Origin of the sequence: Fodinibius sp. Rm-B-1B1-1 (assembly GCF_038594945.1) — a bacterium.
Lineage (GTDB): Bacteria > Bacteroidota > Rhodothermia > Balneolales > Balneolaceae > Fodinibius > Fodinibius alkaliphilus.
In genome coordinates this window covers 1,610,861-1,632,028 of record NZ_JBCFYD010000001.1, presented here as the reverse complement: position 1 = coordinate 1,632,028, position 21,168 = coordinate 1,610,861, and the positions used below count along the sequence as shown (strand labels likewise).

20 protein-coding genes are annotated in these 21,168 nt (G+C 42.4%); 11 read left to right on the top strand and 9 right to left on the bottom strand.

Features of this window, described 5'->3' with window-relative positions; translation table 11 throughout:
* Positions 1-45: 45 nt before the first annotated feature.
* From AAFH98_RS07285 to AAFH98_RS07270, 4 genes are all read left to right on the top strand, one after another.
* Complete coding sequence (locus tag AAFH98_RS07285; RefSeq protein WP_342522039.1) at positions 46-1,395, top strand: MATE family efflux transporter; 1,350 nt, start codon at positions 46-48, stop codon at positions 1,393-1,395.
* A gap of 78 nt (positions 1,396-1,473) precedes the next feature.
* Positions 1,474-2,577 (top strand): type III polyketide synthase, encoded by a 1,104-nt coding sequence (locus AAFH98_RS07280; protein ID WP_342522038.1) that lies wholly within the window; start codon positions 1,474-1,476, stop codon positions 2,575-2,577.
* Positions 2,577-3,272 carry a class I SAM-dependent methyltransferase gene (locus AAFH98_RS07275; protein ID WP_342522037.1) on the top strand — a complete coding sequence of 232 codons (696 nt, stop codon included), beginning with the start codon at positions 2,577-2,579 and terminating at the stop codon, positions 3,270-3,272. The genes AAFH98_RS07280 and AAFH98_RS07275 overlap by 1 nt, the downstream gene beginning before the upstream one ends.
* Positions 3,265-4,431 (top strand): NAD(P)/FAD-dependent oxidoreductase, encoded by a 1,167-nt coding sequence (locus AAFH98_RS07270; RefSeq protein WP_342522036.1) that lies wholly within the window; start codon positions 3,265-3,267, stop codon positions 4,429-4,431. Before AAFH98_RS07275 ends, AAFH98_RS07270 begins: the two co-directional genes overlap by 8 nt.
* A gap of 9 nt (positions 4,432-4,440) precedes the next feature.
* On the opposite strand, the gene AAFH98_RS07265 is transcribed toward AAFH98_RS07270, so the two are convergent.
* Together AAFH98_RS07265 and acnA are read right to left on the bottom strand one after the other, a co-directional pair.
* Positions 4,441-5,613: a histidine kinase dimerization/phosphoacceptor domain -containing protein gene (locus AAFH98_RS07265; protein WP_342522035.1), complete on the bottom strand. Its 1,173-nt coding sequence runs from the start codon at positions 5,611-5,613 to the stop codon at positions 4,441-4,443.
* A gap of 166 nt (positions 5,614-5,779) precedes the next feature.
* Positions 5,780-8,494, bottom strand: a complete 2,715-nt coding sequence (acnA, locus tag AAFH98_RS07260; protein ID WP_342522034.1) for an aconitate hydratase AcnA — start codon at positions 8,492-8,494, stop codon at positions 5,780-5,782.
* Between the two features lie 266 nt (positions 8,495-8,760).
* On the opposite strand from acnA, the gene rplM reads away from it, so the two are divergent.
* The 7 genes from rplM to smc all read left to right on the top strand — a co-directional run bounded on the left by rplM (position 8,761) and on the right by smc (position 16,520).
* Positions 8,761-9,204 (top strand): 50S ribosomal protein L13, encoded by a 444-nt coding sequence (gene rplM / locus AAFH98_RS07255; protein ID WP_342522033.1) that lies wholly within the window; start codon positions 8,761-8,763, stop codon positions 9,202-9,204.
* Between the two features lie 6 nt (positions 9,205-9,210).
* A complete protein-coding gene (gene rpsI, locus AAFH98_RS07250) occupies positions 9,211-9,597 on the top strand; it encodes a 30S ribosomal protein S9 (protein WP_342522032.1) in 387 nt (128 codons plus the stop codon).
* Positions 9,598-9,758: 161 nt separating this feature from the next.
* Positions 9,759-10,604 (top strand): 30S ribosomal protein S2, encoded by an 846-nt coding sequence (gene rpsB / locus AAFH98_RS07245; RefSeq protein ID WP_342522031.1) that lies wholly within the window; start codon positions 9,759-9,761, stop codon positions 10,602-10,604.
* Between the two features lie 55 nt (positions 10,605-10,659).
* Positions 10,660-11,493 (top strand): translation elongation factor Ts, encoded by an 834-nt coding sequence (gene tsf / locus AAFH98_RS07240; protein WP_342522030.1) that lies wholly within the window; start codon positions 10,660-10,662, stop codon positions 11,491-11,493.
* Between the two features lie 117 nt (positions 11,494-11,610).
* Positions 11,611-12,336, top strand: a complete 726-nt coding sequence (gene pyrH / locus AAFH98_RS07235) for a UMP kinase (protein ID WP_342522029.1) — start codon at positions 11,611-11,613, stop codon at positions 12,334-12,336.
* Positions 12,337-12,405: 69 nt separating this feature from the next.
* On the top strand, positions 12,406-12,975 hold the full coding sequence (gene frr, locus AAFH98_RS07230) for a ribosome recycling factor (RefSeq protein WP_342522028.1): 570 nt from the start codon (positions 12,406-12,408) through the stop codon (positions 12,973-12,975).
* A 26-nt stretch (positions 12,976-13,001) separates the two neighbouring features.
* Positions 13,002-16,520 (top strand): chromosome segregation protein SMC, encoded by a 3,519-nt coding sequence (gene smc / locus AAFH98_RS07225; RefSeq protein WP_342522027.1) that lies wholly within the window; start codon positions 13,002-13,004, stop codon positions 16,518-16,520.
* Between the two features lie 4 nt (positions 16,521-16,524).
* Here the strand turns inward: smc and AAFH98_RS07220 are convergent, their stop codons facing one another.
* The 7 genes from AAFH98_RS07220 to AAFH98_RS07190 form a co-directional block, all read right to left on the bottom strand.
* Positions 16,525-17,016, bottom strand: coding sequence for a methyltransferase family protein (locus AAFH98_RS07220; RefSeq protein WP_342522026.1), 492 nt, complete (start codon positions 17,014-17,016; stop codon positions 16,525-16,527).
* A gap of 30 nt (positions 17,017-17,046) precedes the next feature.
* Positions 17,047-17,457, bottom strand: a complete 411-nt coding sequence (locus AAFH98_RS07215; RefSeq protein WP_342522025.1) for a rhodanese-like domain-containing protein — start codon at positions 17,455-17,457, stop codon at positions 17,047-17,049.
* 18 nt (positions 17,458-17,475) lie between these two features.
* Positions 17,476-17,778 (bottom strand): rhodanese-like domain-containing protein, encoded by a 303-nt coding sequence (locus AAFH98_RS07210; RefSeq protein ID WP_342522024.1) that lies wholly within the window; start codon positions 17,776-17,778, stop codon positions 17,476-17,478.
* A gap of 106 nt (positions 17,779-17,884) precedes the next feature.
* A complete protein-coding gene (locus AAFH98_RS07205) occupies positions 17,885-18,643 on the bottom strand; it encodes a sulfite exporter TauE/SafE family protein (protein WP_342522023.1) in 759 nt (252 codons plus the stop codon).
* Between the two features lie 61 nt (positions 18,644-18,704).
* Complete coding sequence (locus AAFH98_RS07200) at positions 18,705-20,117, bottom strand: MBL fold metallo-hydrolase (RefSeq protein ID WP_342522022.1); 1,413 nt, start codon at positions 20,115-20,117, stop codon at positions 18,705-18,707.
* Positions 20,118-20,153: 36 nt separating this feature from the next.
* On the bottom strand, positions 20,154-20,579 hold the full coding sequence (locus AAFH98_RS07195; RefSeq protein ID WP_342522021.1) for a DUF6691 family protein: 426 nt from the start codon (positions 20,577-20,579) through the stop codon (positions 20,154-20,156).
* 19 nt (positions 20,580-20,598) lie between these two features.
* Positions 20,599-21,159: a YeeE/YedE family protein gene (locus AAFH98_RS07190; RefSeq protein WP_342522020.1), complete on the bottom strand. Its 561-nt coding sequence runs from the start codon at positions 21,157-21,159 to the stop codon at positions 20,599-20,601.
* Between the last annotated feature and the right edge of the window lie 9 nt (positions 21,160-21,168).

Sequence of the window (21,168 nt, the reverse complement as noted above, 5' to 3'; positions counted from 1 at the left end):
TTCCCAAAAACCAAATATTCTCTTTCCTGAAGCACCACATTGTAGATGTTTGCATACTTAAAATCAGAAAAATATAACCTGCGCAAAGAAGCCGGTATTACACTTAAAATTGGCTTACCAGTTATCATTGCCCAGCTGCTACAAATGTCGATGAACTTTGTAGATACGGTAATGGCTGGAAATCTTTCGGCACAGGACCTGGCCGCAGTAGCCGTAGGAGGTGCCGTTTTCAATCCCTTTATGATGCTGGCCGCAGGTACATTAATGGCCCTTACACCTGTGGTGGCACAACATATTGGGGGACGAAACTTCGAGAAAATTGGCGTTAATGTTCGGCAGGGATTATGGCTTTCACTATTTCTTGCCATCCCCATTTTCTTCCTGATTCGAAACCTCGAGTTTGTGATGCATTTTCTGGATGTCACTCCCGAAATCATCCCTCTTTCTCAAGGCTATCTGAATGCTATCTCCTGGGGCATTTTTGGAATCTGTGGATATATGGTGCTCCGCTTTTTCAATGAAGGAATGTCGGCCACACGTCCGGCCATGTATTTCGCACTTATCGGTGTTTTTGTCAATATTGGAGCCAACTACGTATTAATGTACGGCAAATTGGGATTCCCCGAACTGGGTGCCGTCGGTTGTGGCTACGCATCTTCGATTGTTGGCTTTGTCATGTTCCTGGGGATGCTCTTTTTTACTATGAACCACAAGCCTTACAATCGATTCAAAATATTTTTAACTTGGCGACTACCGGAATGGAAATATCTTAAAGAACTCCTGCAGGTGGGGGTACCTATCGGACTCAGCTCCACCATGGAAGTTACTATGTTTGCCTTGGTAAGTCTCTTGATGGGCTCCCTTAGCGCTGTTGCCGTAGCCGGTCACCAAGTAGCCATTAATTTCTCGGCAATGACTTTTATGGTTCCATTTGGGCTTTCAACCGCTATTACTACACGCGTTGGTAATGCTATTGGCAAGGGATCTATGGACGAAGCTCGTCAACGAGGATACCTTGGCATCACTATGGCTACCTTTTTTATGAGCATTACAGCTGTCATCATGTACTTATTTCCGGAACTTATCACCAGCATGTATACCCAAGATACTGAAGTACAGAATGTGGCAGTAAGCCTGTTGTACATGGCTGCTATATTCCAGATTTCTGACGGCCTGCAAGTCAGTAGTTATGGCGCCCTGCGCGGCCTTAAAGATACCACCATCCCGATGGTTGTTAATTTCATTGCTTACTGGATGGTAGGTTTACCCCTCGGTTATTATTTGGGAATTATTACCAATATTGGTCCCCAAGGACTTTGGATGGGACTCATCGCCGGACTTACCATAGCAGCTATTCTACACAATATCCGGTTTTACGTTCTTACAAAAAGATAAGAATTAGGAATTTGGAATTTTTACCACAAATTTAGGGTATAATAGAGTAGATATTCTAACCTTTAAATTTGGCGGTAGATGTCAGCTTATATTCATAACATTGCAACCAAGGTTCCCAAACAGTCCTACGATCAATCTTTCTTGCGGGACCGAATGAAAGAATATATCGCTGACAAAGAGTTTACTCAGCGGATTATTCACCGTATCTACTCCAACTCGGGAATTAACAAACGTCATACTGTAATTCCTGATTTTAATGCTAATGGCGATCCGCGATTTTTCTTCCAACAAGACGGTACACTAAATGTACCCTCCACCGGAGAACGCAATCAGCTTTATTCTAAAAAAGCCAAACGGCTTTTTGTTGATACCGCTCACAAGACTATTGACGAAAATCCAGCCGTCGATTACGATGATATTACGCATGTTATTACTGTTTCCTGCACCGGCTTTTTCGCTCCAGAACCCGGTTTCGAAATCATCCAACAACTTGGATTGCCCACTTCTACCCAGCGTTACCATCTTGGTTTTATGGGATGTTTTGCAGCTTTCCCGGCCATGAAAATGGCCAAGGCATTCTGTGCCTCACAACCCAATGCCAAAGTATTGGTCGTTTGCCTTGAGCTTTGCAGCATTCATCTACAACCATCAGAAGTAACCGATAACTTAATTTCAGCATCCGTTTTTGCCGATGGGGCGGCGGGTATGATCATCAGTAATGGCAAACCCCAAACCGGATTCGAGTTAACCCAATTCTCTACGTCCATTGCTCCCAAAAGCGAAAATGACATGGCATGGACCATTGGCGATACTGGTTTTGACATGGTACTTTCAACTTATGTACCGGATATTATCGAATCGAATCTTAAAGATTCGCTCAAGCCTCTTTTTGAGGAATACCAGCAAGACGCTGATCAAATTGACCATTGGGCCCTCCACCCTGGCGGACGTGCTATCCTGGATAAAATCCAAAAGAGCGTTACACTTTCTAATGAACAGCTGGAACCATCGCGACAAATTTTAGCCGAATATGGGAATATGAGTAGTGCCACTATTCTATTCGTTCTGGAAAACCTATTACATCAGCCTTCTGAAAACCAGCAAGAATCGGTACTTGCCATGGCCTTTGGTCCCGGCCTGACTATTGAAAGTGGATTTCTGCAAAAAATAGATCATCATTGATGCCCCTACTATTATCAAAGCGCGATACCACCAGCCAGGAACGAATGGACGACCCCAACTGCGATCCGGAAAAACTTCGGAACACCTACCGGCAGTTTGAGCATATTAACACTCTTATTTCACAGTGGCGATATATTTACAAACAACACATTCGCCCCAAATTACATACACAAACTCATTATTCTTTTTTGGATATTGGTTTTGGAGGCGGGGACATCCCAATAAAAATAGCTCAATGGTTAACCAAAGATGGCATATCATTCAATATTACCGCCATCGACCCCGATCCTCGAGCGATAAATTATATCCAGTCACAAGAACCAACTTCCAAAATAGAATTCTTGCAATGCCAACTTTCAGATTTAGATCGGGCCAATCAACAATTCGATTTTATACTGTCAAACCATTTAATACACCATCTAACGAAGAAAGAGCTATCAAACGTATGTTCTCTCACTGAAGAACTTTGTTCCGGCTCGGTTGTTTTCAATGATCTCCAAAGAAGTGACTGGGCTTACCTGCTATTCAACATTTTCTCTCGTCCTTTTTTCCGCAACTCTTTTATTACCGAAGATGGTCTAACATCAATCAAGCGGAGTTATACGCCCAAAGAGTTACAAGAGGTTGCCCCCTCAAAATGGACTGTTAGAACACTATTTCCATTTCGAATTCTGCTGACCTATCACCATGAATAGCCCATCCCAAACATACCAAGTAGCCATTGTAGGGGGCGGTCCTGTGGGGCTTTTTTTAGGATTATGTCTTGAACAGGCGGATATCTCATTCATCATCCTGGAAAAAAGAACCGCTCCAAAACCTGGATCTCGTTCACTGGGCATCCATCCGGTCTCATTAGAACTGTTTGATGAATTGGGCATCGCAAACTCATTTTTAAATCAAGGTGCAAAAATCGAACAGGGACATGCTTTTGCTAATACCAAAAAATTAGGGACGCTATCCTTTGATGACTGTCCCAATCCCTTCAACTTTATTTTAGCCCATCCCCAAAACCAGACCGAACATCTCTTGGAGCAATCACTTATAAACCGCAATCCTTTTTGTCTCCGTAGAGATGTTGAAGTTACACAAATAACGGAACAACAAGATCACGTTAGAATTTTGTTTCAGGATGGTGGTATAACTTCAAATATTAAAACGAAGTTCTTGGTTGGTTGTGATGGCAAAAATAGCTTAGTCCGTAGACAATCAAACATTTCTTACGAGGGTAAACAGTATCCTGACACCTATATCATGGGAGACTCCACCGACCATACTGACTTTGGTAATGACGCTGCTATTTTTCTCTGTGATGAAGGCCTGATCGAATCTTTTCCACTACCGGATAACAACCGCCGATGGGTTGTTAAGACTTCGTCGTATCTCCCCGAAGTTAATCCCCATGATATTACTGATCGAGTTAAACACAGGATTGGAACTAATTTTAATGAAACCGATTTTTCGATGCTGAGTAGTTTTGGCGTCCAAAAATTTATCGCTTCTCCCATGGCAAAGAATCGAATTATCCTTTGCGGTGATGCAGCTCACGTCGTTAGTCCCATTGGCGGGCAGGGAATGAATTTAGGTTGGCTTGCTGCTAAAGACCTTGCAAATACATTGGCGCATATATTACAACAGGATCAATCGATATCTAACCTGCTAACTTTATATCAACAACGTCGAACACATGCGGCACAGAATGCCATTCGCAGAGCTGAAATAAATATGTGGCTGGGAAGACAAACATCATTCCCTGCTTTGCGTAATAGCATCGTTTCGATAATGCTCAAAAAACCATTCTCCAACTTCATGGCAAATATTTTTACCATGCGGGGATTGGAACGATGGCCCTTTTAGCAAAAATCATCATTTCTGAAAACGAATAACAAATGTTGTACCATCATCCTCCTGCACCTGAATATCGGCCTCCAACCTCCTTATAAGAACGTTAATAAGCCATCCTCCGGTCGAGCCCGACTCTGTGATTGAAAAATCATCTCCAATACCTGTGCCATTATCAGATACAGTAAATTCAATTTCTTCATCTTCCGTCTCAGAGAGCGCAATAACTATTTCAGGATCTTCAATATTATCCCCAAAAGCATGCTTGTAGCAATTCACCATTAACTCATTTAACAACAGCCCACAGCTCATAGCACGATCAGTATCCAAACGCACATCAGCGGCACGAATAATAATATGTACTTGCTGCTCTTTTTTAGATAAAATATTAGCAATCTTATTCGAAAGCCCTTCCAAGTAAAGCTTTAACTTAATCTCATCTCCGGGCTTATTATTGTAAAGAAAATCATGGACCTCCGTCATTGATTTTATCCGTGCCATTGTCTTTTGCAGCACCTCCCTTGCTGCCTCATCCTCGATATCCGATAATTCCAGCTCGATAAGAGCTGTAATGGTAGATAAGTTATTTTTTAGGCGATGATGAGTTTCCGTTAAAATGAGATCTCGCTGCTCAAGCTCATCCTGCATTTTCTGAAGCTCACGGCACCGTTCAATAGCCAACGCCACATGATCTGCTAACGCTTCAAATACCGAGATATCTTTATCCGTAAAATCACCTTCTTTCCTGTTAATTGCTTGCAATACACCAATGATGTTCTTTTGGCTATTTCTCAAGGGAACACATATAATATTCCGAGTCGTAAAATTCTCAGAAATATCCCCGGCAAAAAGATCAGAGTTGCTAACATCATTAGAATAAAAAGGCTTTTCATGCTGGATAACCCAACCCCCAATACCAGCCCCCTTTTCAATCCGTTTTCCTTTCACCTCTCTCTTTACCGGCCCGGTAGGCATACTAACAATCAGCTCTCCCGTATTCTTATCCAACAGCATCAGCGAGCTGGCCTCGACATTCATTACATTTCGAACGACTTCAATGCTTTCTTTTAAGACGCCCCGCAACTTAACAGCCTTATTAACACTGCTAATGTTTTTTAATAGAATCTCGAGACTGCTGCTCGTTTCTGCATCAAATGTTATAGTATCAGCTATATTATTTTCTTCCTGAAGTGACATTTTAAAAGCCCCTGTTATCCTTTTATTTCTTTCGCCCTCTTGTGTCCTTACTATTTAATACATTTTAGGATTTTTTTAAACAAATATCTATTGCGATATCCCATCCACAAAAAAAAGCCCGACCTTATACAAGGCCGGGCTTAATTAAGTTAACTAAGAAAGGAATTTAGGCTTCCTGCTCAGCTCGGTAATATTCCCGTAATACATAATGGAGAATTCCGCCATTGCGATAGTAATCAACCTCAACGGGGGTATCAATTCGACAAACGGTTTCGAAAGAAATCGTCTCTCCGTTTTCTTTCTTTGCATCTACCTTTACTACCTGCTGGGCTTTAAGATCATCATCTAAATGAATATCAAACTCTTCGGAACCATCAAGTCCAAGAGTATCAGCTGATTCCCCCTCCTTAAACTGTAGTGGAAGTACCCCCATCCCCACCAGGTTAGATCGGTGAATCCGCTCGTAAGAAGTAGCAATTACTGCTTCAACACCTAACAGGTCTGTACCCTTAGCAGCCCAGTCGCGGGATGATCCTGTACCGTACTGCTTGCCGGCTAATGCAACCAAGGGCGTATCATCTTCTTTATACCGCATAGCCGCATCATAAATCGTGGTAATTTCATCATTAGGGAAGTAATTGGTATAACCACCCTCTTTGCCCGGCGCCAACTGATTCTTAAATCGCACGTTGGCAAATGTTCCACGAGTCATCACCCGGTCGTTACCACGACGCGATCCATAAGAGTTGAAATCAACCTGACTGACACCATGCTTAATTAAGTATTTACCTGCAGGACTGTCTTTCGGGATATTACCCGCTGGCGAAATGTGATCTGTGGTGATAGAGTCGCCCACTTTCACTAATGCCCGCGCCCCGCTAATTGAGGTAATCGGATCGGGATTTTCTCCCATATCCATAAAGAACGGTGGCTCTTGAATGTATGTGGATTCATCCTTCCACTCGTAAAGTTCTCCGCCACCGACGGGAATCTCATCCCATTCTTCTGATTTAAAGATATCACCATATTGTTTTTCAAACAGCTCTGGTCGTATCGCACTATCGAGATGCTCAGCAATTTCTTCGGATGTAGGCCAGATGTCTTTGAGATATACATCGTTACCATCTTTGTCCTTACCAAGAGGCTCCTTTTCCAGATCAATATCTACCGTTCCAGCCAGTGCATACGCAACGACCAATGGTGGAGATGCCAAATAATTTGCCTTCACATAAGGATGGATACGTCCCTCAAAGTTGCGATTTCCTGACAGCACACCGGCCACAATCAGATCGCCTTCTTTCACCGCATCCTCAACAGCTTGCGGCAATGGTCCAGAGTTACCAATACAAGTCGTACATCCATAGCCAACCAGGTTAAAGCCGAGGCGATCCATATAATCGGTAAGCCCGGCTTCTTCAAGATAATCCGTAACCACTCGAGAGCCCGGGGCCAGTGATGTTTTAACATATGGAGGAACTTTCAATCCTTTTTCGTACGCCTTCTTCGCTACAATTCCGGCTCCTAACATCACGCTTGGATTCGACGTATTGGTACAGGATGTAATGGCAGCAATCACCACATCGCCATGCTCCATCTCAATTTCTTGCCCGTTTTTAAAGGTGCCCTTATTTGCCAACTTCTCCTGAGCCAAGTTAAAGCCCATTGTCGGATCATTGCTGGTCAGACTATTTTCAAAAGTCTTCTTCATGTTGGGTAACGAAATACGATCATGCGGCAACTTTGGTCCGGCCAAGGATGTTTCTACATCACCGAGATCAAGCTCCAGCGTATCCGTGAATTCCGGATCAGGTGTATTGCTCGTACGATACAATCCCTGTTCTTTCATGTATCGCTCAACCATTTCTACATGCTCGGGATCACGACCGGTGCGACGCATATAACGCATCGCTTCATCATCCATTGGGAAAAAGCCCATAGTTGCTCCATATTCAGGAGACATATTTGCAATCGTCGCACGATCGGGCAGACTCATATTACTAAGCCCATCGCCATAAAATTCCACAAATTTGCCAACCACACCGTGCTTCCGAAGCATCTGCGTTACCGTAAGCGTCAAGTCGGTTGCCGTAATACCTTCACGCAACTTACCCGTCAGCTTCATGCCCACAACCTCGGGTACTAACATGTATATAGGTTGTCCCAGCATAGCCGCTTCGGCTTCGATACCACCAACGCCCCAGCCCAGAATACCGAGACCATTAATCATTGTGGTATGCGAGTCGGTACCTACCAGCGTATCGGGATATACCACGGTAGAACCATCGTCTTCTTTACGGCTGAATGCACCTTTTGCCAAGTACTCAAGGTTCACCTGGTGGACGATACCACGTCCGGGAGGAACCACTTTAAAATTATCAAACGCTTTCTGTCCCCATTTCAAGAACTCATATCGCTCGCGATTACGCTCAAATTCCTTCTCGACGTTATGCATAAAGGCATACTCCTGACCAAATTCATCAACCTGTACCGAGTGGTCAATAACTAAGTCTACTGGTACCTGAGGGTTAATAGATGTTGGATTACCACCCATCCGCTGCATCGCCGAACGAAGCGCAGCCAAATCCACAATCGCAGGAACCCCTGTAAAATCCTGAAGAACAACCCGTGAAGGTTTAAAAGGAATTTCGCCCTGTGGATTTTTCGCATTGTAATTTGCCAATACCTCCACATCATTATCTGTAACAACATATCCATCGTGCTCTCTGAGCACCGACTCCAGCAAAATACGAATCGTAAAGGGGAGGTTACTAATATTATTGTATCCCATCTCTTCCAGTTTTTTCAAACTATACAGATGTGCTTGGCCAACTCCTGTATCAAATGGGGTTTTCGTCTGTAAAAATTTGTTCTCGTCACTCATTGTTCTTGATTATCCTTTTTAAACTTGGCTTGGCCTCTTTTAAGCAGACCTTTTTATGCCTGAAAGGTACAATTTATTTTTAATAATATCTTTTCTTGTCCCTCATTTTTTTCTGTTCTAATACCAATATTAGTGGTATTCATATTCAAAAATACCCACTTCAAATATCGCTTAGAAAATATTCATAAGTTCACCGTTGCAAATGGATATAAATAAGCCTATTTTTCGAGACTTCACATAAAAGCAATTATAAACAAGTTTTAACCGTGGATACTAACAGTTACAAGACCTACTCCCCAAAAGCGAGTGATATCGAAAAGAATTGGGTTCTTGTTGATGCCGAAGAGCAAGCACTCGGAAGAGTTGCTTCAAAGGTGGCGGCCCTACTTAATGGGAAGCACAAGCCTAACTTCGCTCCGCACATGGACACCGGTGACAACGTTGTTGTAATTAATGCTGCAAAAGTAGAATTAAGCGGCAAAAAAATGCAACAAAAAGAATATTTCCGTTATACCGGCCATCCCGGAGGCGAACGATTTACTTCGGCAGAAGAGATGCTGGACCATAACCCTACCGTTGTTATTGAAAAAGCGGTTCAAGGTATGTTGCCAAAAAACAAGCTCGGCAACAAACTGATGACAAACCTTAGAGTTTATGCCGGTCCGGTTCATGAACAAGAAGCACAACAACCAGAAAAAATCGAGCTTTAATTACGAATGGAACAGAAAAACTTCATCGGAAGAAGAAAAACTTCTACTGCGCGACTATATATTCAACCAGGATCAGGTGATTTCGTTGTAAACGATAAACCCTTGGATGAATATTTTAATACGCAAGCACATCGTAATATTGCCAAACTTCCTCTTGATGTAACAGAATCAGGAGAACAGTTTGATATCAAAATAACAGTTCGCGGCGGCGGTATTACCGGTCAATCTGGTGCTATTCAGCACGCTTTGGCCCGCGCCCTTGATGATCATAACGAAGACTGGCACGATGTACTTAAAGCACATGACCTACTTACACGTGACGATCGTATGGTAGAGCGTAAGAAGTACGGTCAGCCTGGTGCTCGTAAAAAGTTCCAGTTCTCCAAGCGTTAATTATTCGCGCGGAACACGTTTTCTTTTTCCATACTTACAATTTTTAATCACACATATGCAGCCACTCAGTGCGCCGAGTGCTTTGTCCCCACTATTTTTGGGACAGAGTTAGCGCCGGGGATAATCTGCATAGCGGACTAACTCAAAAATAAATCAAACCTATGCCTACTACACCTGACTTAGAACAACTATTGAAATCTGGTGCCCATTTTGGTCACCTTACCCGCCGATGGAATCCCAAAATGAAGGAATTTATCTTCATGGAACGGAACGGGATTCATATCATCGATCTTAAGAAAACCCAAAAGTTTTTCCAGGAAGCTCTTGACGAGGTTACCAAATTGGCCCGTGCTGGTAAAGACATCCTATTCGTGGGTACTAAAAAACAAGCACAAGATATTGTAAGAACTGAGGCTATCCGTTGTGGAATGCCTTTTGTAACGCATCGCTGGTTAGGCGGTATGCTTACGAACTTTAGTACTGTTAAGAAAAGTATTTCTCGGATGGAAGAGATCGACCGTATGAGTAAAGACGGTACCTTTGAAGACCTTACCAAGAAAGAAGCCTTGATGCTGGAACGAGAATATGACAAACTCGAGAATACCCTTGGTGGTATCTCCAACATGGGGCATCTACCCGGTGCTATCTTTGTAGTTGACACCATTAAAGAGGACATTGCCGTAAATGAAGCGGTTAAACTTAACATCCCCATTATTGCGATGGTAGATAGTAACAGTGATCCTGATATACCGGATTACATTGTACCTTGCAATGACGATTCTGCCCGAAGCATCCAGCTTATTACTTCTAAAGTTGCTGATGCTATCATCGAAGGCAATGCTGAACGTGAAGCACAAAGTGAAGAACAGATGATGGAGCAGGCTGCACAGGATGCACGAAAAGCGGAAGAGCAGCAAGTGAAAGAAAAAACAAAAGCTACAGGCAAACGCCGTAAACGTCGCAAGAAAAAAGATTCTAACGACGACTCTTCTAACGAAGAAGAATAATCGGCTGCACTACTTTTAAACTTAGAACTACAATTTAAATAGCGTAACTCGAACAATGAGTATTTCTGCAAAAGACGTAAAAGAACTACGCGAACAGACTGGGGCCGGCATGATGGATTGCAAAAAGGCCCTTCAAGAAGCGGACGGTGATTTTGATCAAGCCACTGAAATCCTTCGCAAAAAAGGACAAAAACTTTCTGAAAAACGAGCAGATCGTGAAGCGAACCAGGGATTGGTTGTTACACGTGTGAGTGATGACGGCTCTCAAGCTGCTGCACTCGAAATTAACTGTGAGACAGACTTTGTTGCTCGTAACGAAGATTTCCAGAACAGTGCCAAAGAGTTTTTGGATATTGTATTCGAAAACAAAATTGAATCTGTTGATGAGCTCTTAGAAACCGAAAACGAAGGACTTACCGTTGCTGATCACCTAAAAGATATGATTGGAAAAATTGGTGAGAAGCTAAAAATCAACAAAGTAGTATACGCCGAAACTGATGGTTCTTACATCTCTTATATTCATCCCGGCAACCAGTTAGGAGTGTTGGTTGAGTTTGAAGATGACCTTGAGGATGATGAAATAGGTCGTGATGTTGCTATGCAAATTGCTGCTATGAACCCCCTGGCCGTAACGCGAGACGGTGTTGATAGCTCAATCGTTGAAAAAGAACTCCAAATTGCTAAAGAGCAACTCCTTGAAGAAGGCAAGTCTGAGGAAATTGCTGAAAAAGCATCGCAAGGTAAATTGCGACGCTTCTACGAGGAACGCGTTCTACTGGAGCAAAAATTCGTGAAAGACAATAGTCTTTCTGTCGAAGAGTATCTCAAAAATAATGATACTCCGCTGGTTCGATCATTCCATCGAATCCAGCTCGGCGATGACTCGTAATCATTTTGATTCTCAAAAAAGGCTACCAATTCGGTAGCCTTTTTTTTATGCTTAAGAGATTACAAAATTGATCAATCACTGAACAATAGTCAATACAATAACTAAAGAGATAACAACGTGACAAGTAATTATCATCGCATTTTGCTTAAGCTCAGCGGTGAAGCGCTGTTGGGTGAACAGGGGCATGGCATTGACGGAGATATTCTTACCCAATATTCGGAAGAAATCAAATCAATTCATGATGAAGGATTTGAAGTTTCCGTTGTTGTAGGTGGAGGTAACATTTTTCGAGGTGTCAAAGGAGCCACTGAAGGAATGGATCGCGTTCAGGGCGACTACATGGGCATGCTTGCGACAATGATCAATAGTATGGCCTTGCAAGATTCTTTGGAACGCATGGGCGTACAAACCCGGTTGATGTCTGCTATCAGAATGGAAGAAATTGCTGAACCCTATATTCGTCGCCGTGCTACTCGTCACCTCGAAAAAGGTCGTGTCGTTATTTTTGGGGCCGGAACTGGAAATCCCTATTTCACTACTGATACTGCTGCTTCTCTGCGAGCTATCGAAATTGAAGCGGATGTCATCCTTAAAGGAACACGTGTCGATGGTATTTTCGATTCTGATCCGGAAATAAATCCTGACGCTGAAAAATTCCCTACCATTACGGGCGAAGAAATACTCGATCGTCAGCTTGAAATTATGGACCTGACGGCCTTTACCCTGTGTCGTGAAAACAAGACACCGATTATCGTTTTTGATATGAACAAGGTTGGAAACCTTAAAAAAGTTCTTGCCGAAGATACCTCAATTGGCTCAAAGGTGGTTTGGGAAGATTCGTAGATTTCTTAAATTCATTTTGATTTCCACACAGCATTATCAAAAAAAAGATTTAAATAATACGCGAATATTATGATACCACCAGAGTTAGATCCTGTTATCAAATCTGCCAAGCAAGATATGGACAAGGCAGTAAAACACTATAAAAAAGAACTCTCTCATATTCGCGCCGGCAAGGCCCAACCTTCGATATTGGATGGAGTTAAGGTTGAATATTATGGTTCACAAACACCGTTAAACCAGTTAGCCAGCGTTAGTGCACCAGAAGCTCGGCTTTTAACGGTTGAACCTTTTGACAAGTCTGCACTCGAAGATATTGAAAAAGCGATTATGTCGGCCGGACTTGGGTTAAACCCTAATAATGACGGTAATATTATTCGTATTCCCCTTCCTATATTATCGGAAGAGCGCCGCAAAGAACTGGTAAAAAGAGTAAACGAATTAGCTGAAGAAGCACGCATTTCGATCCGTAACAGTCGACGTGATGCCAATGAAGAAGTAAAGAAAAAAGTAAAAAGTGAATCACTACCCGAGGATTCCCTCTACGAGGCGGAAGATGAAATCCAAAACCTTACCGATAAGCACACCGAAAGAGTAGAAGAGCTTTCTGAGAAGAAGGAAAAAGAAATAATGACTGTGTAAATGGTCGTTGGTTAAAGATCTTATAGATGTATATATCCGAACTTGAACTTCAGGGATTCAAGAGTTTTGCCTACAAAACCGAGGTATCTTTTGATAAAGGAATAACGGCCATTGTTGGGCCTAATGGCTGTGGAAAATCTAATATTGTTGACGCTATGCGTTGGGTACTGGGAGAACAACGCCCTACCCTGTTGCGCTCATCCAGCATGGCAAATGTTATTTTCAATGGTACGGCCAAGAAAAATGCCCTGGGGATGGCCGAAGTCCATCTCACCTTTATAAATAACAAAGGGTTACTTCCCACCGAGTATAATGAAGTCACCATCGGACGACGGCTGTATCGATCGGGAGAAAGTGAGTATCTCATTAACGGTACAAATTGTCGGCTAAAGGATATCAACGACCTTTTTATGGATACCGGAATGAGCTCGGACGCCTATTCGGTTATTGAGCTCAAGATGGTTGAAGAAATCCTTAATGATAAAAATAATGACCGTCGGCGATTATTTGAGGAAGCTGCCGGCGTTACCCGATACAAAGAAAAGCGTAAGAAGACCTTTCGTAAATTGGATGAGACAAAATCCGATTTACAACGGGTTGAAGATATTCTCGTCGAAGTCCGGAAAAAGACCAAGTCTCTTGAGAAGCAGGCTGAAAAGGCTAAAAAAGCCAAAGAATACAACAAGGAACTCGAACATCTCGACAAAGCACTTAACAAGCATGAGTATCTAAAAATTAAGGAAGAGCTTGAACCGCTTGAAGAACGCATTGACAACGCGGACAAAGAGAAGAAAGAAATTGTATCAAAAGCGGAAAAATTAGAGAAAGAAGCGGAATCTGCCCGCAAAGCTTTAAATGAAAAAGAACGTCAGCAGTCTGAAGCACAACGCAGGGTAAGCCAACTACATTCTAAAATCCGTGATACGGACACTTCGCTTGAAATTACGCGTGAGAAGATCAGCAATGAAAAAAGTGTTATTGAACAATACACTTCGGATATCGAACAGAGTGAAAAGGACCTTGCAGATTTAAGAGAAGCTTTTGAGAGTAGCAAAAAGAAACTGGCTTCGTTTGATGATGACCTCGAAAAAGCCGAAAAAAATCTCAGTGAGTCGAAAGAGCGATACTCTGAAATCCAAAAGCAATATTCGGCAGAGCAAGATAAGCTAAATAAGCTTGAACGCGAGTTTTCACAGGCAAACCAAGATCTCAATGATCTGCAAACAAAACGGATCAAAATTGAATCGCGTCTGGAAAATACGGAAGGCGACCTGATCCGTATTCGAGAAGAAATCGAAGATCTCGAAGATGAGATCATGAACTTTCGTGGCGAGAAAAAGCTGGCTGCTGAAAAACTCGAACAAGCGATTACCGAGCGTGATCAACAGCAGAGCAAGCTTCAGTCTGCCCGTCAACAGCGTGAGGAACTCAGCGAACAGCAAAATACGCTCAAAGATCAGATTCGCAGTCGCCAAAGCAAGCTTGATTCGGTACAATCAGAAATTACACTGCTACAAGATATTGCAAACTCCAACGAGGCTTTTCCGAGTAGCGTACAGTTTTTGCTTGACAAACATGCCGATAAATTCACTCAGCTGGATGTTGTTTCGAACCTTCTTTCGACGGATGAAGAACATGCTGTTGCTCTTGAAGCGGTTCTTTCGGATGCCCTTAACTATGTGGTCGTTGATACTCTTGAAGATGCCCGAAAAGCAGTAAACCTGCTTAAAGAAAATGATAAAGGACGTGCAACATTTATTCCCCTTAATCAGCTGTCAAATTCGTATGACACGGCTTCTGGTTCACTTGCCAAGCAAGTACATGCACAAGAAAAGTACAAGGCTTTAAAGCAGCTTTTGTTGGGCAATGTTTGTGTGTTTGATTCGGTCGAAAAGGCTTATTCATCGATAAGCGATTCGCAAACCGCCGTTACACTGGATGGAGAAGTAATTACCCATGACCAATTCCTTAAAAGTGGAAGCAAGAGCAAAAATGCCGGTATCCGTGTTGGGCTGAAAGATAAAATATCTAAGCTGGAGGATAAGGCTGGTTCGATAGAATCAAAGATCCAGTCATCGCAATCGGAACTGGAAGAGGTACAGGAAAAATACGGCAATATTGATCTCAACGAGCTCGAAAAACAGCTCAAAGAAAAAGAAAAAAAGGTTCGTGAGATTGAAAACAATATCAATAGTTTCGAACATAAAATTGAGATCTATCAGAAAAATATTGGAGAACTCAAAAACAGGCGTGAATCGCTCATTAATAACGAAGATTCTTCCCAGCAGGAGTTAGATCAACTGCAGCCCAAACAAAAAGAACTACAGCAAAAGCTTAAAGATCTGCATGAACAGCAGGAAGAAAAGAAAAAGGTTCTGCAGGAGCTTGATGAAGAAAAGTCTATTGCACAAAGCCGTTATAATGATGCTCAGCTTAAGCATCAGGACTTGAAGAACAAGGTTGAGAATCACGAGCGTGATATTAAGCGTGCCCAGGATGGGATTAAAAATCTAAAGAAGCGGCTTAAAATACGATCCGAAAAAACAGAGGAAGCCAAAGAACGTATTGGGAAATACGAGTCGTCAATTGAGCAGTTAGAGGATAAACTGAGTACGCTGAAGGAGCAAAAGCAGGAAGCAGATAAAAAACTCGAAGAAGCCGAGGAAGCCTCCGGCAAACAGCGCGGACGTATTAATGAAATTGAGAAAGAACTGAAAGAGGTCCGCCGACGCAAAGAGGTAAATATGGAGTTGGTCCATCATTTGGCAATGTCGAAGGAGAAGTATGAAATGCAGATTGAGAACCTTTCTGATCATATCTGGGAAACATACGGGATCTTGATGGATCAGATTGATAAGAAGTTGCCCGAAGATACCGAGCCCGACGAGGCCAAGGAACGTATTGCCTGGCTGCGCCAGAAGTTGAAAAAGATTGGAGAAGTAAATCCGTTGGCTATTGAAGAATACGAAGAAGAAAAAGAACGGCTCGATTTCTATGAAGAGCAAGTTGGCGATTTGCATCAGGCGGCCGAAGAACTACAAGAGACGATTGACGAAATAAACAAAACGGCCATCGGGCGTTTTAATGAAACCTTTGAAAAAATACGCGTAAATTTTCAAAAAGTTTTCCATACCCTTTTTAATGAAGATGACTACTGTGATCTGGTTATTGATGAAGAGGCCGAAGATCCGCTGGATGCAACCATCGAAATTAAAGCCAATCCCAAAGGCAAGCGACCGTCTACGATTAACCAGCTGTCGGGTGGAGAGAAAACGCTAACAGCTATTGCCCTGCTGTTTGCCATTTACTTGGTTAAACCCTCCCCATTCTGTGTATTAGATGAGGTTGATGCTCCCCTCGATGATGCCAATATCGAGCGTTTTGCAGATATGATTCGCAACTTTAGCGAGGAAACTCAGTTTATCATCATTACCCATAACAAAAAGACGATGAGCAAGGCCGAAATGATGTATGGAGTAACAATGCCCGAGACAGGTATTAGTCGATTGGTGGGCGTTAAGCTGGATGAAGTAGCTGAAGTTTAATCAGTTATAACCAACGACGTACATCCCTTTTGTAGTGCAAAAATTCCTCTCCAAACTTTTCTTGCATTACTTTTTCTTCCGGCTCAATCTGGAAACGATTCATGTATCCCACAAAAACCGGGAGCAGCGCTAAGGTTAAGCCATTACCAAGATAAAAACCATAGGCCGCTAAAACTAATAGCAAGGCCACATACATTGGGTTACGTGATACACTGTAAATACCATTTGTTACAAGACTGCTTACTTTATCTGGCTTATGGGGATCGATGGATGTTGAGTGCTGATAAAACTGAACTAACCCCAGCACCCCAAATATACCTCCTAAGGCCAAACTGATACTCGCAGCCCAGTACAACGGACCAAATTCAATCCAGCTATGGTTCATATTCTCATCAATCCACCACATAGCACCCGCAATAATGAGGGTAAGTACAGCCGGAGGTATTTTTAGCGCTAAATTCATTTCTAAGAGATTTAAATGAGTTTCGTCACTCAAACTGGTATGCATTCATAACAAATTGAATTGCTATTTTTTGCTCTCTACACCGGCATCAACTAAGTCCTGAAAACCACCAATGTTATAGACCTTTTCAAATCCCTGATCAATCATCAGCTTTGCCGCTTTTTCACTTCTATTTCCAGATCTACAATACAGGTAATAGGTCTCATCTTTCTCGAGCGAATCCAACTGAGCTTCAAAATCACCATTCAATAAATTATAATGACGATCAACTTCGGCTAAATGCCCGTTATCATACTCTTCCTGCGTTCGCACATCAATGATAACACCCGCCTGTTGTTCTTTCTGCTGCTGAAATTGCTTACCAGTTAGTTCCTTGACTTCTGTTTGAGTTTGCTGCTCACCTTCTCCACAAGCTTGGATTAAAAGTATTCCTGAAATAACCAAGGCAAAAATTACAAAAGTACGTTGTATCATAATATTATCAATTCATTATTATTGCTTTTCAAATCCAGCTTCAATTAAAGCTTCAAGTCCACCAACATTATACACATTTTCAAAACCTTTTCGTTTCATAAGTTGGGTTGCCCTTTCGCTTCGAGCTCCCGAACCGCAATATAAATAGTAGGTATTATCCTTATTCAGTTCCTCAATATTCTGTTCGAAATCAGCTGATATATCAATATTGAAATCTACTTTTTTTAGATAGCCTTCCTCATACTCCCTTGGTGTTCTTACATCAATAATGATCCCCGGTTTTTCTTCAAGCAGTTCTTTAAATTTTTGTGGGGGGATCATGTTTGTGGAATTCCTCAGTTTATTTAAATAAAAAAGTGTGAAAGCCACTACAAATAATATTATTAGCGTTATGGTGTCCATTGTTTCAAATACATAATTGTTAAACTCATATATTCATTATTATGATGTAGCCTCCCATCAGAACCAAAAACACAGCAAATCCTTTCTTGAGATTATTATTGGATATCTTTGCTCCAACCGTTTTACCTACTAAACTTCCTACTGCTCCTATTAAACTGAATATAAAAATGAGCTCCCAGTTCATTGACAGATTAAGGTTTTCAAGCACCTCAATATATTTAAAAAATCCGCTAAAACTCTTCATGGCGATGATAGCCAAACTCGTTCCCACAGCAAGATGCATGGGTAATCCGCCAAGCAGTACCAAGGCAGGAACAATCAAAAAGCCACCCCCTACTCCAACGAGACCTGTTAAAACCCCTACGACGAGACCTTCTAAAACAATCTTCCACCAAGCGTGTTGAATTGATACCCCTCCTGATTGATTCATCTCTTTTTTATCCCGAAACATCATCACAGCCGCTATAAGCATTACAGCAGCAAATAGCATCAGCTGAAAAGTACCGGAAACATATCCCGCAATAATAGCCCCGCCATACGTACCGACCATCCCGGGAAGCCCAAATAAGATAACGCTTCTCCAATGCACCTGCTTTTTAAAAGCATACGGGATAAAGCCTGCCAAGCTGATGGCTCCCACAATACCTAATGACTCAGCAATCGCTACCTTTTCTTGCTCTCCGGCCAAGTAAATTAAAACAGGAACGGTCAAAATTGACCCCCCTGACCCCATCAAACCTAACGAAAGGCCTACAAGCAACGCCCCGATCCACGGTAAAATCATAATACTATTTCTTAAAGTAGGATAGCCAAAAATTGCCTTGGCTATCCTGTTTATAATTGATTTATTTAGCTGTTAATACGACCTCTTGAGGATAGCTTTCTTCCCAATCGGCAAACAGATCATCAACCCATTGGATATCATAACCTTCTTTGGCTAACAGCCCACTGGCGTATGAGGCTCGCTGACCACTTCCACAGTGAACCAGCAACTTTTTGTCCTTAGGTAATTGATCTAACTCATCAGCCAAACGGGTATGCGCAATATTGATCGCCCCGGGAATATGCCCTTCCTCATATTCGGTTGCTTTTCGTACGTCTAAAACCTGCACATCATCCTGATTTCGATTTTGCTCCAATTCATCAAAATCAATGGTCTCAATGGTTTCCAACTCACCAGACCAGTGTTCAAGCTCATTAGGGGTCGCGTATCCCTTAATGTTATCAAGTCCCACACGAATTAAGTCACGCACAGCTTCTTCCAGCTGATCTTCATCAATAATCAGATAGAGATCTTGAATAGCATCTGCATACGAACCTGCTATCGTATTGAAGTTGTTGTCAAAGGTGGTAAGGAGCGATCCCTTAATATGACCGTTCATAAACGCATGCTTCTGACGAGTATCAAGGATTGTTCCTTCTGCCTCTACAATGTTATCAATAGTCATTTTCTCAGGTTCAGGCAATGCTCCCAGTACAGCCGGTCCCTCCTTATTCACTGTCTTCATTCGCCCAAAGTACAGAGGCGGTTCTGGCTGACCATCCAAAATAAAATCGACAAATGCATTTTCGCTGGTGGATGCTTTAAAAGCAGGACTAAATCGAAGTTCGTACCCTACTGTTGATTCCGGTACTGCTCCAAGTGCTTTACCACAGGCACTGCCCGATCCGTGTGCAGGCCAAACCTGCAAATATTCGGGTAGGTTTTTAAAGTCCTGAACTGATTTGTATAACTCTTGGGCTGCAGGCTTCATCGCCCCTGTTTGACCAGCCGCCGTTTCTAATAGATCGGGACGACCGACATCTCCCACAAAGACAAAATCTCCCGATAATATCCCCATTGGCTCTTTGGCTGCAGCTCCATCCGTTACCAAAAAGCTGACTGATTCGGGAGTATGCCCCGGCGTATGAATAGTATCAAACTTGATATTTCCAATGCTAAAGGTATCGCCCTCGGTGATTAACTCGTAATCATAATCACTGTTGAGTAACCATTCGTACTTCCAGTCGGCGTCTCCTTCGTTTGAGGCATATACTTTTACCCCCTGCTCTGCCAGTTCTCGCAATCCAGACAGATAATCTGCATGGATGTGGGTGTCGGCCGCAGCCGTAATTTTTAACCCCTCTTGCTCTGCTATTTTGTGATACTGATCCACATCTCGCATGGGATCAATAATAATAGCTTCGCCCGCAGCTTGACATCCAATTAGGTAAGCATATTGGGCCAACTTTTTATCAAAAATTTGTTTGAAATACATAACGTTACCTTTTTTTGTTTAAAGTTCTGTTAGTTCTTAATGAGGTAATTTCGGTCGTAGCATACCATAGACATACGTTCCAAGGACAGCAGCTGCTATAGGCACAACCATCACCGTAAGTCCGCTACCAAATAATGCAAACATTGGTCCCGGACATGCACCAAGCAGTGCCCATCCCAAGCCAAAAATACTTCCCCCCACCAAATATCGCGTTACCTGCGATGAATCCTTGGGAGGAATCGATATGGGATTACCTTGGACATCTTTTATATGATACCGTTTTATCATTTGAACGGATATAATGCCTACCACTACAGCTAAGCCAATAATCCCGTACATGTGAATAGAATCGAAACGAAACATCTCTTGAATACGAAACCACGATACCACCTCTGATTTAACTAATACAAAGCCAAAGCCGGTACCTATGAATAAATATTTTAGATATTCTGTAAATCTCATTGTTGTTAAAATCTTTTCGTTATAAAATCAGTGGATATATGAAGTAGGTCATAATTAGTCCGCCAATGAAAAATCCGATGACGGCCAATAGTGATGCCAACTGTAAATCTGACAATCCGGAAATAGCATGGCCTGACGTACATCCCCCTGCATAGCGAGCACCAAAACCAACCAAGAATCCGCCCAGTGCCAGAACGATTATGCCCGCTGTTGAACCAAGTGATTTCCAAGTAAATAGATCGTTGGGAACGAGTCCGCTAAAATCCTGGATACCCATAGCCTGCAAATCTGCAATAGTTGCTGATGCCAGGTTAACCGGTTCAGGATTGGCAAAAACATATCCCCCCAGAAAACCACCAAGCACCGTCCCAGCCAAAAAAGTTAAATTCCACTTACCGGCCGACTTCCAGTCGTAATTGAAGAATGCTACATTCCCAAAATTACAAGCTGCACAGGTATGTCGAAGATTGGACGAAATACCAAACATTTTTCCTCCCAGAAATAGCAAAATGGGAACCGTTAAACCGATAACTGGTCCGGCTATATACCATGGCCACGGTTGGGATAATAAATCAATCATAATAATTCG